The 14,320-nt window shown below is 69.1% G+C and carries 9 protein-coding genes and 1 pseudogene; 6 read left to right on the forward strand and 4 right to left on the reverse strand.

Annotation, left to right across the window (positions count from 1 at the left end):
* Nucleotides 1-53: 53 nt before the first annotated feature.
* Genes pdhA through ACXDF8_RS19620 form a run of 3 tightly spaced genes read left to right on the forward strand, consistent with a single transcriptional unit; the run spans nucleotide 54 to nucleotide 3,233 of the window.
* Nucleotides 54-1,109 carry a pyruvate dehydrogenase (acetyl-transferring) E1 component subunit alpha gene (gene pdhA, locus ACXDF8_RS19610; protein WP_457224947.1) on the forward strand — a complete coding sequence of 352 codons (1,056 nt, stop codon included), beginning with the start codon at nucleotides 54-56 and terminating at the stop codon, nucleotides 1,107-1,109.
* Nucleotide 1,110: 1 nt separating this feature from the next.
* Nucleotides 1,111-2,127, forward strand: a complete 1,017-nt coding sequence (locus ACXDF8_RS19615) for an alpha-ketoacid dehydrogenase subunit beta (RefSeq protein ID WP_457224948.1) — start codon at nucleotides 1,111-1,113, stop codon at nucleotides 2,125-2,127.
* Nucleotides 2,124-3,233: a dihydrolipoamide acetyltransferase family protein gene (locus tag ACXDF8_RS19620; RefSeq protein ID WP_457224949.1), complete on the forward strand. Its 1,110-nt coding sequence runs from the start codon at nucleotides 2,124-2,126 to the stop codon at nucleotides 3,231-3,233. The genes ACXDF8_RS19615 and ACXDF8_RS19620 overlap by 4 nt, the downstream gene beginning before the upstream one ends.
* Here ACXDF8_RS19620 and ACXDF8_RS19625 read toward each other — a convergent pair.
* A complete protein-coding gene (locus tag ACXDF8_RS19625; RefSeq protein WP_457224950.1) occupies nucleotides 3,230-5,293 on the reverse strand; it encodes an Ig-like domain-containing protein in 2,064 nt (687 codons plus the stop codon). The two genes, ACXDF8_RS19620 and ACXDF8_RS19625, sit on opposite strands and share 4 nt — an antisense overlap.
* Nucleotides 5,294-5,338: 45 nt before the next feature.
* On the opposite strand from ACXDF8_RS19625, the pseudogene ACXDF8_RS19630 reads away from it, so the two are divergent.
* Nucleotides 5,339-6,621, forward strand: a pseudogene (locus tag ACXDF8_RS19630) (DUF222 domain-containing protein).
* Here the strand turns inward: ACXDF8_RS19630 and ACXDF8_RS19635 are convergent.
* Complete coding sequence (locus ACXDF8_RS19635; protein WP_457224951.1) at nucleotides 6,618-7,364, reverse strand: enoyl-CoA hydratase; 747 nt, start codon at nucleotides 7,362-7,364, stop codon at nucleotides 6,618-6,620. The pseudogene ACXDF8_RS19630 and the gene ACXDF8_RS19635 sit on opposite strands and share 4 nt — an antisense overlap.
* Nucleotides 7,365-7,440: 76 nt before the next feature.
* On the opposite strand from ACXDF8_RS19635, the gene ACXDF8_RS19640 reads away from it, so the two are divergent.
* Nucleotides 7,441-10,725: an ATP-binding protein gene (locus ACXDF8_RS19640; protein ID WP_457224952.1), complete on the forward strand. Its 3,285-nt coding sequence runs from the start codon at nucleotides 7,441-7,443 to the stop codon at nucleotides 10,723-10,725.
* Here the strand turns inward: ACXDF8_RS19640 and ACXDF8_RS19645 are convergent.
* Both ACXDF8_RS19645 and ACXDF8_RS19650 read right to left on the reverse strand, forming a co-directional pair.
* Entirely contained in the window at nucleotides 10,650-11,378 is a 729-nt protein-coding gene (locus ACXDF8_RS19645) for a hemerythrin domain-containing protein (protein ID WP_457224953.1), read from the reverse strand. The genes ACXDF8_RS19640 and ACXDF8_RS19645 overlap by 76 nt on opposite strands.
* A 57-nt stretch (nucleotides 11,379-11,435) precedes the next feature.
* Nucleotides 11,436-13,577 (reverse strand): acyltransferase family protein, encoded by a 2,142-nt coding sequence (locus ACXDF8_RS19650; protein WP_457224954.1) that lies wholly within the window; start codon nucleotides 13,575-13,577, stop codon nucleotides 11,436-11,438.
* Between the two features lie 80 nt (nucleotides 13,578-13,657).
* Between ACXDF8_RS19650 and ACXDF8_RS19655 the strand changes: the two genes are divergently transcribed.
* Nucleotides 13,658-14,317: a cysteine hydrolase family protein gene (locus ACXDF8_RS19655; protein ID WP_457224955.1), complete on the forward strand. Its 660-nt coding sequence runs from the start codon at nucleotides 13,658-13,660 to the stop codon at nucleotides 14,315-14,317.
* Nucleotides 14,318-14,320 lie beyond the last annotated feature (3 nt).

The following is a 14,320-nucleotide window of genomic DNA, read 5'->3' on the forward strand; positions in this document are numbered from 1 at the left end:
CCCGTACAACGGGTTGCTCTGACCGCCTCCGCACTGAGCGGACTGGAGGCGGCATGGAAACGGTGCAGTTCATCGCATCCGACGGAACCGCGACTGCGGAGACCCGATATCGACGTGACCTGCCGCCGGAAACCCTGATTTGGCTCTACGAGAACTTGGTCGTCACCAGGGATCTCGACAGCGAGTTCGTCAACCTGCAACGTCAGGGGGAGCTCGCGCTCTACGCCTCCTGCCGCGGTCAGGAAGCCGCGCAGGTGGGTGCGGCCGCCTGTCTGCGCAAGAGCGACTGGTTGTTTCCGCAGTATCGGGAGTTGGGTGCTTTCCTGGTGCGCGGCATCGCGCCTGCGCAGATGGCCGCGGTGTGGCGCGGCGCCTGGCACGGCGGGCTCGACTTCACCGAGAAGTGCTGCGCGCCGATCAGCATCCCCATCGCCACCCACGCCCTGCATGCGGTCGGTGCGGCGATGGCCGCCCAACGGCTGGGTGAGGACTCGGTGACGGTGGCGTTCCTCGGCGACGGTGCGACCAGTGAGGGCGACACCCACGAGGCGATGAACCTCGCGGCGGTCGACAAGGCGCCGTGCGTGTTCTACGTCCAGAACAACCAGTGGGCGATCTCGGTGCCGGTGACTCGCCAGCATGCCGCTCCCAGCATCGCCGATCGTGCGACCGGCTACGGCATGCCGGGCATCCGGGTCGACGGCAACGACGTGCTGGCCTGCTACGCGGTGATGGCGCAGGCCGCCGAGCGGGCCAGGGCCGGCGAGGGGCCGACCCTGGTGGAGGCCGTCACCTACCGGATGGGACCGCACACCACCTCCGACGATCCGACCCGTTATCAGCCGCCGAACGAGGTGCAGCGTTGGGCGGCGCGGGATCCGATCACCCGCTACCGCAGTCATCTCGAGCGCCAGGGCCTGCTCACCGACCGGGTGGAGCAGCGGGTCGCTACCCGTTCGGCTCGGCTGCGGGCCGAGCTGCGCGACGCGGTGGTCGACGCGCCCGACCCTGATGTCAGCGACCTCTTCGACACCGTCTACGCCGAGATCACCCCGATGTTGGCGGCCCAACGACAGCAACTGCTCGCCGAGATCGCCAAGGAGGTGTGAGATGACGCAGATCGTCGAGTGGCCACCCAGGATGACCGCCCTGCCAGATGTCACGAGCCTCACCATGGCTCAGGCGATCAACCGTGCGCTGCATGATGCGATGGCTGCCGACGACCGGGTGCTGGTGTTCGGCGAGGACGTCGCGGCCCTGGGCGGGGTCTTCCGCATCACCGAGGGATTGTCGGCAACCTTCGGTACGCAGCGCTGTTTTGACACCCCGCTGGCCGAGTCGGCCATCGTCGGCATCGCGGTGGGCTTGGCGATCCGGGGTTTCGTGCCGGTCCCGGAGATCCAGTTCGACGGCTTCTCCTATCCCGCGTTCGATCAGGTGGTCAGCCACCTGGCCAAGTACCGGATGCGCACCCGCGGCCAGGTCGACATGCCGGTGACCATCCGGATCCCGTCGTTCGGCGGTATCGGTGCGGTGGAACATCATTCGGAGTCCACCGAGACCTACTGGGTGCATACCGCAGGACTCAAGGTCGTGGTGCCCTCAACACCGTCGGACGCCTACTGGCTGCTGCGTCACGCGATCGCCGCCCGGGATCCGGTGATCTACCTCGAACCCAAGCGGCGCTACTGGATTCGTGACGTGGTCGACCTGTCCGATCCCGGCCCGCCGATCGGCACGGCGGTGGTGCGCCGCGCCGGGGACGACGTCACCGTCCTGACCTACGGTGGTCTGGTCGGAACCGCGCTGAGCGCGGCCGAGATCACCGACTGCGACCTCGAAGTCGTCGACCTGCGCTCACTGAGCCCGCTGGATTTCGACACCGTGGCGGCTTCGGTCCGCAAGACCGGGCGCGCGGTGATCATGCACGAAGGACCGCGCACCCTCGGCTTCGGGGCGGAGCTCGCGGCGCGGATCTCTGAGGAGTTGTTCTACGACCTCGAGGCACCAGTGTTGCGCGCAACCGGTTTCGACACGCCCTACCCGCCCGCCCGGCTGGAAAAGGCGTGGCTGCCCGGTGTCGACCGCCTGCTCGACTGCGTCGAGAAAGCGATGCGCCGACCATGAAGGACTTCCTGGTGCCCGACCTCGGCGAGGGCCTGCAGGACGCCACGATCACCGGCTGGGCTGTCGCGGTGGGTGACGTGGTCGAGCTCAACCAGATCCTGTGTACGGTCGAAACAAACAAGGCCGAGGTGGAGATCCCCAGCCCCTATGCGGGGCGTGTGGTCGCCCTCGGCGGCGCCGAAGGCGAAACGTTGCCGGTGGGAACGCTGTTGGTGCGCATCGACGCCGGGTCGGCACCGGAGACGCGCACTGCGGTGCTGGTGGGCTACGGAACCGACAACGGCATGGACCGCAGCCGGCGGCCCCGCGCCGCCCCGAAGGTGCGCAAGTTGGCCGCCGACCTGGCGGTGGATCTGTCCAGCCTGCAACCGGGTTCGGGTTCCGGCGGGATCATCACCCGCGATGATGTGCTGGGCGCTTCGGTGTCGGTATCGCGCGCCGAAACCATGGTGGTTCGCGGCGTGCACGCCCGAATGGCTGCCCAGATGTCGTTGTCGCGCAGCCAGATTCCGGATGCGCATGCCAGCGTGCAAGTGGATTGTTCGGCGCTGCTCTCGCTGAGTGAGGGCCTCGGCGTGACGCCGTTGGTGTTGACGTTGCGGCTGCTGGTCATGGCGCTGGGCCGACATCCCTTGTTGAATGCGACGTGGGTCGACGGTGCCGGTGAGGCGCAGATTCGCCTGCACAGCGATGTACGGTTGGGGGTGGCGGTGGCCACCGACCGGGGTCTGGTGGTCCCGGTCGTCGACGGGAACCGCACGACCCGGGAACTGGCCACAGCGGTCGAGGATGTGGTGATGCGGGCCAGAGCGGGAACGCTGGCGCCGAGCCAGTTGGGCGGCTCGACGTTCACCGTGTCGAACTTCGGTGCGCTCGGTCTGGACGAGGGTGTTCCGGTGATCAACTACCCGGAGGCGGCGATCCTTGGCCTGGGATCGCTCAAGCCGCGCGCGGTGGTGGTCGACGGCGCGGTGGTGGCTCGGCCGACCATGACACTGACCTGTGCGTTCGACCATCGCGTCGCCGACGGCGCGCAGGTCGCGGCGTTTCTCACCGACCTTCGGGGTCTCATCGAGACGCCGGAGACTGCGCTGTTGGATTGTTAGGCTTGCGGATACGGCCAGGAACGCTTGGCATAGCCGAGTTGACGGGCCGCGATCTGCGCCTGGCGATCGTAGGGAATCGCGGGGAGGTCGAGTTGGCCGATGGGCACTACGGCAGAGCTGACGGTCGGGTCGGTCGTGCTGTCCGGATCGAAATCCTGGAAGCGGATCGCGATCGTCCCTTGGTTGAGTCCACCGGTCGACACCCAGTTGGCGTAGCCGGGATCGGTTGGCGAGACCACGATCGTGTAGGTGCCGTCGGCGTTGGCCACCGCCTGGCTCATGTTCAAGCTGGTCTGCTGGTCCCAGTAGTTGTCGGTGATCGTCCAGTCGTTGGTCACGGGCACGCTGAAGTATCGAGCCCTACCCGGATCGATCGTCAGGACAAGAGCCTCGTCATCGGCGAGCTGAAAGTAGCCGGTGCTCTGCAATTGCGTTGCCAGGAAAGATGCCTGACGGGACGGGTCGGTGAAGACGTTCGGCTGCTTGCGCTGCCCGGTGACCGGGTCGGTCGTCGCCAACGACATGTAGGTGTTCTCGCCGCTGATTCCGAGCAGCAGCATAATCGTGGCGGCCTCCACGGACTGCAGGATCCGTGGCGCCGGCAGCGGAGGGATCAGTGACACCAACCGCGTCAGAAGTGGGTTGGACGACACCAACGGCCCGATACCGGGGATGGCGAACCCGCCGATCTGGCTGAACAGGCTGTTGGGCGGACCGCTGACACGCAGGATCGACAGGCTCATCGGCTCCTCGGTGTTCCAGTCCGCCAACGTGTTTCGGGTGGTGATCAAGGTGGTGCCGGGTGGCAGGTACAGATGGTTGGTCTGGCCTGGGGCGGTGGGCGTGGAGTCTGCGGTGATGGTGAACGAGCCATCGGGACCGAGCACCAGATCTCTGCCGTTGAGGTTGTCGGCGGTCGTTCCGCTCAGGCCGGTGAGGACACTGAAGTTGGTGTCGGCGGGCAGCGTCCCGTCGAACCGTCCGGTGATGACGTATTTCGAGGCGGTGTTGACCCCGACGAAGCGGTAGACCGTGTCCGGGTTGTCGTACCAGATCCGCGCTCCGGAGAAGCTCTGCAGGTACCAGGTGTGCGGCGGGTTCACCTGCTGCAGGACCTTCGGGCTGTTCGAGTTGAGCAGCAGTACTTCGATGGCGGCCTGGTTGGCGTATTCGGTGATGGCCTGGTCGAGCTGGGCCATGTTGGCCGGATCGGGCCCTCCCACGGCGGCGAAGTTCTTCTGGCCGGCCAGCCACCAGCCCACTTTGAGGACGGCCTTGGCCAACCGCATGATCGGTGAGTTCGCGATCCTGGCGACCTGTTGTTCTGCCTGGAGCTGATCGGTGGTGGCCAGCACATTGGTGGGCAGTGGGCTTCCCGGGTTCTGCAGCACCGTCACCTGTTGGGTGGCGGTCGAGCCGCCGTTGGGGGCGAAGAGCGTCGCCAGACCGTGCCAATGCGGCTGGTTGCCGGGGCGGTCATCGGCGGTCACGGTGAACGTGTCGGTCCCACCGAGCGCGGTGAAGGTCGGATCGGGGGAGTAGACGAAGGTGCCGGTGTCGTCGATCTGCACGCTGCCGTGTTGCGGAGTGCTGGCGGTGAAGGTCAACGCGTAACCATTGGCCTGCGAAGCGTTCAGCGTCCCGGTGATGACACCGTCTGTGCCCTGCACGTTTTGGGCGGCGTTGTAAGCAAGCACCGGCTTGGCAGCGAAGAAGATGTTGCCGACGGTGCGCGACGGTTGCTGCGTCTGCTCGGCCTCGCGGCGGGCGTAGCCGAGGGCATCGGTGACCGACACGATCTCGCGCGGTGTTGCCGGGCGGGTACGCGCACGGGTGCTGACGGCCCTCGGCGGGCGGTGCGCCGCGCTCACCTTCGCCGTTGCCTTCACCGACTGCCGTTGCGAGTGGGCGGTGGCGTGCGCGGCCCCGGATCCGGTCCCGGTGTCGGCGATCGCGACACCCGGATTACTGGCCACCGCGATGCCGACACCCAGGGCGAACGCCAGCGCCCCGATCCGCCCGACGTACCGGGCGTACCGGCCCGATGTGGTGTACGTCACACTCTGGACTCTAGAACGTCGGCGGCATCGATTACTATCGAACGTATGTTCGATACATTGTGGGATATCGACGTGGATGCCGGCGAATCGGCCCTGGTCGAACGCATCGCGGCGCTGGAGCGGCTCAAGGCCGCCGCCGCGGCGCGGCAGGCGCGGCTCGCTGCCGCGCTGGATGCCGCGCGACGGTCTGCGGAGGCGGCAGCCGGGGTGCCCGCCGCGCGACGCGGTCGCGGGGTGGCCGCCGAGGTGGCGTTGGCGCGCCGGGATTCACCGGCCCGTGGGGGCCGTCACCTGGGTTTCGCCAAGGCGCTGGTGCATGAAATGCCGCATACGCTGGCCGCCCTGGAAGAGGGGACGTTGTCGGAATGGCGGGCCACCATCCTCGTGCGGGAGTCGGCCTGCCTCGATATCGAGGACCGACGACGGTTGGACGCCGAATTGTGTGCGGAACCCGCCGGGTTGGAGGGGATTGGTGATGCGGCGCTGGCCGCGTCCGCCAAGGCGGTCGCCTACCGGTTGGATCCGCACGCGGTGGTGGACCGGGCGGCCAGGGCCGAGGGTGAGCGCACGGTCACCATTCGGCCGGCGCCGGACACCATGACCTACGTGACCGCGCTGCTGCCGGTGGCCCAGGGGGTTTCGGTGTACGCCGCGTTGAAGCGGTCGGCGGATACGTGTGGCGACGGGCGCTCCCGCGGCCAGGCCATGGCCGACACCTTGGTGGAGCGGTGACCGGGCGGGCGGCCGACCAACCGGTGCCGGTGGCGGTCAATGTGGTGATCTCCGATCAGGCGCTGCTCGGGGTGCGGCAGGGGGCGGCGGTGATCGCCGGCTACGGGTCGGTGCCCTCGGCGGTCGCGCAGAAGATGATCGCCGATGCGGTGGCCGACGAGCGGTCGCGGGCGACATTGCGGCGGTTGTATGCCCGTGTCGACGGCGGGGCCTTGGTGGCGATGGAGTCGCGGTCGCGGTTGTTTCCGAAGCGCTTGGCGGCGTTCATCGGATTGCGGGATCAGCGGTGTCGTACCCCGTATTGCGATGCGCCGGTTCGGCACACCGACCATGCTCGTCCGCATCGGCGGGGCGGGGCGACCAGCGCGGTCAACGGGCTGGGCCTGTGTGAGGCCTGCAACTACCTCAAGGAGGCACACGGCTGGCAGGTCGAGACTGACACCGACGGTAATGGCCGACACACGGCGGAATTCACCACACCGACTGGCGCGCACTACCACTCGGCCGCACCAGCGATGCCGGATACCCCGAAGATTCCGATGACTCAGGCGGAGCTGTACCTCAACGGCAAACTACTCGACATCATCGCCGCTTAGCGCTTCTGCGCGGCCGCCAGCCGGGCCTTGAACTCGGGTGACTCGATCGACGTGGCCTGGGGGTCCAGCTCGATGTTCTTGGCCGCCTCGTGATGGTCGGTGTCCACGAAGCCCGGGATCGCGGTGGCGCGCATCGACGCCTTGGTCGCGAGCACCACCTCGCGCGGCGCTGACGCCGGACCGGCCGCCAGCTCCAGGGCGGCGGCCACGGGATCCTCGGCGACCGAGAGCGCGAGCCCGTGCCGTACCGCGGCGTCGGCGTCGAAACGCATGCCGAACAACAGCGCCGCTCGCGCGGCCTGCGGGCCAACCGCACGTTGGAGCATCCAGGTGGCGCCACCGCCGGGATGGATGCCCAACTTCTGGAATCGCGGATCGAACAGGGCGTGCGGTCCGGCGATGCGGACGTCGGCGGCAAGCGCCAGGTTGAGCCCGGCCCCTACTGCGGCGCCGTTCACCGCGGCGATCGTCGGCAGCGTGCAGCGGCCGACCGCCATGAACCCGGCGTAGATGCGCTCTAAGCCCTCCTTGGCCGCGGCCCCCAACGCCGAGAGGTCCGCGCCCGCGCAGAAGGCCTTGCCCGCACCGGTCACCACCACCGCGTGTGCCTCGGCCTCGGCCGCCTCAACCGCGTCGCGCAATTGCTGCGACATCGCATCGGTGACGGCATTGCGGCGTTCGGGATCGTTGACCGTGATCAACGCGACGCGGTCGACGATCTCATAAAGCACCAGGTCAGGCATCGCAAAGCTCCACGAAGGGCAGGCTAGCAGTTAGGGTCGATCCACTATGACGGCACCACACGGACCACTCGTTCGCGTGGCCGTCTTGGGACCGGTGCGGGCGTGGTACGCCTCGGCGCCGGCCGAGTTGGGTGGACCGCGGCAGCGAACGGTGTTGGCCCGCTTGGTTCTCGCCCAGGGGCACGTCGTGTCGGTCGATCGGCTCATCGACGATCTCTGGCTGGGCGAGCCGCCGCCGAAAGCGCTCTCGGCGCTGCAGGCCTACATCTCCCACCTGCGCCGGGTTCTCGAACCCGACCGTGAGCCGCGTACTCCGGCTGCGGTGATCGTCAGCGAGGCGCCGGGCTACCGGCTGCGGCTGCCCAAGGCCGCCGTCGACGCGTGGCGCTTCGACGACCAGGTGCGCGCCGCGCAGGCCCAGGCCGATCCCGAGCGGCGCTCCGCGCTGCTGACGGCGGCCCTCGACAGTTGGACCGGCGAGCCCTACGCGGAGATACGCGACGCCCAGTGGGTGCTCGCCGAGGCGGACAGGCTGACTGAATTGCGTTTCACCGCAATGGAATCGCGTGCCGAAGCGTATCTCGCACTCGGCCGCGACAGCGCGGCCGCTGCGGAGCTGGAAGGCCATGTCCGCGAACACCCGACCAGGGAGGCCGCGGCGGTGGTGCTGGCCACCGCGCTGTACCGGACCGGCCGGCAGGCCGCCGCACTGGATGTCCTGCGCCGCACCCGAACCCATCTAGCGGACGAGCTGGGGCTCGAGCCGGGGCGGGCAGTACGCGACCTCGAACACGACATTCTCGACCATGCACCGCGTTTGGTCGGTGAAGTAGCCCAGCGGCCGCTGGTAAGAGCCACGGAATCGGCGGCGCCCCATGGTCGCTCACGCGAACTTGGCATGCTCGACGAGGCGGCCGCCGAGGTGCTCCAGGCGGGCTGCCGGCTGGTGTGGCTCAGCGGTGAGGCCGGTGCGGGGAAGACCACCCTCGCCTCCGCCGCCGTGACCCGCCTGCGGGCCGCGGGATGGACGGTCGCCGCAGGCCGTTGCCCCGAGGTCGACGGCGCGCCGCCGGGCTGGGCGTGGACCGAGGTGCTGCGGCAGTTCGGCGAGGCCTACGTCGAGGCCGGCTCGGGCTACGCGGGGGCATTGGCTGCGCTGTTGCATCATCACGACTCCGATAAGGGCGGCGGGCACAGCCCGTTCTGGACCGCCCACGCCGTCGCCGAGGTGATGACGCGGGCGGCGGAAGCCGGGCCGGTCGTCGTTCTGCTCGACGATCTGCACCGCACCGACGGCCTCACCCTCGAGCTGCTGCGCCTGGTCATTCACGAACTGCGAGACCGCCCGGTGCTACTGGTTGCGACCTACCGGCCCTCGGAGTCGGGCAGCGAATTGAATTCCGCACGAGCGGCGTTGGCGGTTCATACTGCCGCACACCTGAGTATCGGCGGCCTGGACGACACAGCGACCGCGGCCCTTGCCGCCGACTGTGGACTGACGAACCTCACTGCCGAGGCGCTGCGCCTGTTGCACGACCGCACCGGGGGTAATCCGTTGTTCGTCCGGGAGTTGGCCCGCCTCAGTGTGGCGGACGGATTCGACGCCGCCCGGGTCGCGGTACCTGCCGGGGTGGGCGACGTGTTGCGCCGGCGGCTCGAACAACTTCCCGGACCTACGGTGACCGCACTGCGGCAGGCAGCCGTTCTGGGTCGCGAGGTCGACGTCGACGCGCTCGCCGACCTGGCCCACCGCGCCCCGGACGACCTTCTCGATGCCTTGGAGCCGGCCATCCTCGTCGGACTGCTCGATGAGCCCGGTCCTGGCCGTATCCGGTTCGCCCACGCCCTGGTCCGCGACACCCTCTACGAGGACACCTCGCTGCTGCGGCGCTCCCGGTTGCATGCGACCGCGCTCGATCTGTTGCGCACCTCCGGCCGCGACGCCGATCCAGCCGCCCTGGCTTATCACGCCGTTGCGGCCGCAACCCCGGCCAGCGCGGCCGAGGCCGCAGACCTGGCGATGGCCGCAGCCCGCGACGCCGACCGCCTGGGGGCACCCATCGAGGCCGCCCGTCAATGGCGCTCCGCAGTGCGCATGCTGGCGTTGGCCGGCCGAGCCGAGACCGACGTCGACCGGGTGGGACGCATCATTGCCGCTCACTGCGGGCTAGTGTCGGCCGCGGCGAGGGTCGGGGACATCGTCGGTGCCCGGGACGGGCTCACCCAAGCGTTGCCGCTGGCCGCAGACTCCGAGGACGGCGCCGTGCGGCTGCTCTCGGCCTGGGATGCGCCGTTGATCTGGCGGATCCGCGTCGATGACACCCCCGACGACATGATCGTGGGCTCGCTACGCCGCGTATTGGCCGGCCCGACGCCGCCGGCGCAACGAGTTCGCCTGCTCGCCTTGTTGTTCGCCGAACTCGAGGGCTTCGACCACCCCGCGGCACTGGCCGCCAGTGCCGAAGCGCTGAAACTGGCCCGCGCCCTGTACGACCAGGACCCGGCCGCGCACGGCCGCACGCTGTGCGCGGCCCTCAATGTCGCGGCCTACGCGGCGCTCGGCCCGGACGAGACGCATAACCGAGACCAGCTCACCGCGGAATTCTTGGCCGCCGCCGATGCCGCCGCCGCCGTCGACTATCAGGCCGTCGCGCACTGGCTGGCATTCCTGTCCGCGGCCGGCGTTTCGGATCTCGTTGCGGCACAACGTCATGTCGATCTGTCAGTGGCGCGGGCCGGCACCGGCCAGCTGGCGCAACTGTTGACGGTCCTCGAAGTGTTCACCGCTGGGCTGACGGTCCTTGCCGGACGCATCGACGACGGCGAACGCCGATACGACCGTGCCGCAGCCCAATTCGCCGAACAGGGCGTGGCCAACGGGGCAATGATCTCATTGGTCGGGCGGCTGACCGCTGGGTTGGCACGCGGGAACATCGCCGCGCTGGCCGACGAGCTGACGGCGGTAGGTGCCCACGTCTCGACGTCGATCGCCGACGCCGCGGTGCTGGCCCTGCTGGATGCGGGCCGAACCGAGGAGGCACACCGGGTGTGGGCGGGACGGAAGCCGGTCGAGCGCTCCTACTACTGGCTGGCGATCACCACGCTGCGGGCGCATGCCGCCGCTCGGGTGAACGATCTGGAGGCCGCGGCCCAGTGTGCCGCTGAGCTCCGGCCGTACTCAGGGCGGATGGCGGGCCTGGACAACGGCAGCCTGCTGACCGGTCCGGTCGATGAGGCGCTGGCTGCCGTCGCCGAGGTGCTGGGCGACACCGACGCAGCGTGCCGTTACCGCGCCGCCGCCACCGCGTTGCGGTCGCGGCTGGAGTCCGAGGCGAACACCGCCCTGTCCAGCGCACGGTGACGGCGCGACAGCAGCCGGAACAGGGCGCGCATCGGCGGGCTGAGCTGTTGGATCGCGGTCGCGCGCTCGTCGGCGTCCATCGCCGCCACCATCCGCGGGCCGTCGAAGGACAACCGGCCGGTGCGTTGCGCCGCGTTCTCGACGGCCTGCCAACTGGCCACCGAGACGTACTTCCTGATCACCGGGAAGATGTCGTGCTCTTCTTCGGTGATGTGCTCGGTGAGCAGCGTGCGAAGGTCGGCCAATTCCGCGGCCAGCAACCTGGCAGTGCGTTGGTCGCCGCCGGCCACTCGAAAGCCGTTGGCGCGCCTGCGGATCACAGCCAGGCGTGGATCGAGAGCGGCGTGGTCCTCGGTGAGCTCGGTCAGGTCGATCAGGCCGGTGGCGCTCGCCTCGATCACTGGCCACAGCACGTGGTCTTCGATGCTGTGATGGTGGTGGATCGACTCACACATCAGCTCGGTATAACGGGCGATCGAGCGGGCGCGTGCGGGTGAGCACCGCTGCCGGCCGTCGCGAATGTCGGCCACCACATCGGCGAGGCGGCCGATATCGGCGAGTAGCACGCGGTGGGCGATCACGAGGCCCAGAAGGTCGGGATCGGGCTCACCGGGCTGGCGGGCGGTGACGATGACGGGTTGCGGTTTCTTCATGTGCCCACCCTGGGCAACCGGACTTGCGATGCACTTGCGGCCGACTTGCGGTGCAGGTCAGCTCGGTGGTGCCAGCGCTCGCTCGGTGACCATGCCCAGTACCGGTGCCAACGCTTGGGCGTACTCGACGGTGATGTGGTTGTCGTCGCGGAACACCAGATCACTGCCGATGATCACCGGGCAGACAGTGTCGGTGCAGAACAGCGACGACAGGTCCGCATAGTGACCACCGGCCGCCCGCACCACGGCGGCTTCGGCGGCAATTCCGTCGGCATTCATCGCGACGTCACGCGCAGGCGTGCACGCGCGGATGTCGGTCAGGTGGGCGGACAGGCAGACCGGGACCGTCGTATGCGGATCGGGCACCGGGCCGAGCACCAGGACTCGTGCGCCGGTAGTCGACCGCAGTTGGGTCACCAGCGTTTTCAGGCTCTCCCGCCAACCCCAGTCATAGGTGGTGAAGCCGAAGTCGGCGCCGTAGCGCCGCGCCATGGTGACCACGATCAGCTTCGGGCGCTCGGCCCGCAGACGGTCGAAGACCTGCGCGCGCCACGTCTGGCACTCGGTGTACTCGCGTCCCAGGTAGGGGCTGGTGATGGCGGTGCCCTGCAGCGGGCAGGTGATCTTCGCCATCGTCTCCAAGCGCCAATGCCGTTGTTGAGCAGCCCCTTCCAGAGCGGGTTGCCACATGGCTGCGTGTGAGTCGCCGACCAGGGCCACGGTCGTCGACCCCTTCGGATCACCCGAGGCGCACTCGGGTACGCCGGTCTCCAGCCACGAGCGCACACAACCGTCGACGAACGGTGCCGGTTTGTCGGCGGCCGCGGCGTCGAGCGGGGGAGTGAGATTGGACGGAACGTCGTTGCGGCCTGCCGAGTCACGCACTGCTGCGGCGATCGCGGCGACGGCTTCGGCGAGCGGGTCGGCGCCCGCCGTCGCGCGGACCCCGACCGTGGCGCCCGGGGCCGGCGCCCCACGCCCCACCGAACTCGGGACGAAGGCGGGCAGCAGCAGCGCCGCGGCCACCGCCACCGCGGTCACCGCGCTTCCCAACGCCAGGCTGCGCCCGGCGGACCCACGAAGCGGCACCGAATAGCGGGCCGGCCGCTCGATGTGGCGCAGCGTCAGCACCGCCAGCGCGAACGACCCGGACACCGCGATTAGCCGGCCGAGCAGTCCGAGGTCGCGGCCGGCCAGTATCGGAACGAAGATCAGCACGGGCCAGTGCCACAGGTACCACGAGTACGACAGCCGGCCCAGCCCGCGCATCCACGGCAACGCCAAAAGCTGACCCGCTCCGCGCGTCGGCGTCGCGCACCCGGCCCCCAACACCAGCGCGGTCCCCAGCACCGGCAGTAGCGCCGCCGTGCCCGGGTAGGGGGCTTGGTCGTCGAGCAGCACACACGTCGCGACGATGAACGCGAGCCCGCCCGCACCCGCCACCGCCGCAGGCAACGGCGCCAGCCGTCGCCACGCCGGTGCGGTCGCGGCCACCAACCCGCCGGCCGCCAACTCCCACGCCCGCGACGGCAGCGAGAAGAACGCCCACGGCGGAGAGGTCCGCGTCAGCACCAATGCCACCGCCAACGACACCGCCGTGACGGCGAGTAGCGCCACCAGGAATCCCCGTCGCACACCGCGGCGGACCAACCACGCGGCACCGAGGATCAGCGCCGGCCACAGCAGATAGAACTGTTCTTCCACGCCCAGTGACCAGTAGTGCTGGAACGGCGAGGGCAGCGTGTCGGCCAGGTAGTCGGTGCCATGCGCGGCGAAGCGGTAGTTGCCCACGTACAACGCGCTGGCCAGCGCGTCGCCCAGGACCGAGCGTGCTTGCAGTGGCGGCAGCAGGACGGCGGCAGCGACAGCGGTGACCACGGCGACGGTGCCCGCCGCCGGCAACAGCCGCCGTGCCCGGGCACCGTAGAAGGCGGCGAGGTCCACGCGGCCGCTGGCCGTGACCTCGGTGATGAGCAGACGGGTGATCAGGAACCCGGAGATGACGAAGAAGACGTCGACGCCGACGAAGCCGCCACCGACGCCGAGGTGCGCGTGGAAGGCGACGACCGCGACGACCGCGATTGCGCGCAAGCCTTCGATGTCCGGGCGGAAGTCGCCCCGCGACGTTCTGTGGGCCTGCGGCAAGGTCAGCGTTTCTCTCGTGGCGGCGTGGATCGGCCACCATTGTTCCCGCCCCATGCCTCCTCGAGCGGTTGCCACGCCAGGGGCGGGCTGACGCGCGACGCGCGGATCATCGCTGGGTGAGTTTCAATCATCAAATGCCGACGATCGATGCTGAACCCTTCCCGCTGGACTTCGAGGTCACCAGCACTGCGCTGGTGATCATCGACATGCAGCGCGACTTTGTGCTGCCAGGTGGTTTTGGGGAGGCGCTGGGCAACGACACGTCGTTGTTGTTGGCGGCCGTGGAGCCGATCGGGCGGGTGTTGGCGCGGGCCCGCGAGATCGGCATGCTCGTCATCCACACCCGAGAAGGCCACCGCCCCGACCTGACCGACTGCCCACCGGCCAAGCTGCACCGCGGCGGTAAGACGTTCATCGGCGAGGCAGGTCCGATGGGCCGGATCCTGGTGCGCGGCGAGCAGGGCCACGACATCATCGACCAGCTGTATCCCATCGACGGCGAGCCGGTAATCGACAAGCCGGGCAAGGGCAGCTTCCACGCCACCGATCTCGGTCAGATCCTGTCCGACCGCGGGATCAAGACGCTGGTGGTGTGTGGGGTGACCACGGAGGTGTGCGTCCACACCACGGTCCGCGAAGCCAACGACCGAGGCTATGAATGCGTGGTGCTCAGCGACGGCGTCGCCTCCTATTTCCCCGAGTTCCAGCGGGTGGCCCTGGAGATGATCAAGGCACAGGGCGGGATCTTCGGCTGGGTCGCCGACTCGGACCGCTTCCTGGCTGCGACCGCCTGACCC

Source organism: Mycolicibacterium sp. CBM1 (genome assembly GCF_054073305.1).

Excerpts from the sequence above, each read along its gene's own strand:
- ACXDF8_RS19645 (WP_457224953.1), bottom strand. The coding sequence starts at position 11,378 with ATGAAGAAACCGCAACCCGTCATCGTCACCGCCCGCCAGCCCGGTGAG.
- ACXDF8_RS19620 (WP_457224949.1), top strand. The coding sequence starts at position 2,124 with ATGAAGGACTTCCTGGTGCCCGACCTCGGCGAGGGCCTGCAGGACGCC.
- ACXDF8_RS19655 (WP_457224955.1), top strand. The coding sequence starts at position 13,658 with ATGCCGACGATCGATGCTGAACCCTTCCCGCTGGACTTCGAGGTCACC.
- ACXDF8_RS19635 (WP_457224951.1), bottom strand. The coding sequence starts at position 7,364 with ATGCCTGACCTGGTGCTTTATGAGATCGTCGACCGCGTCGCGTTGATC.
- ACXDF8_RS19650 (WP_457224954.1), bottom strand. The coding sequence starts at position 13,577 with ATGGGGCGGGAACAATGGTGGCCGATCCACGCCGCCACGAGAGAAACG.
- pdhA (WP_457224947.1), top strand. The coding sequence starts at position 54 with ATGGAAACGGTGCAGTTCATCGCATCCGACGGAACCGCGACTGCGGAG.
- ACXDF8_RS19615 (WP_457224948.1), top strand. The coding sequence starts at position 1,111 with ATGACGCAGATCGTCGAGTGGCCACCCAGGATGACCGCCCTGCCAGAT.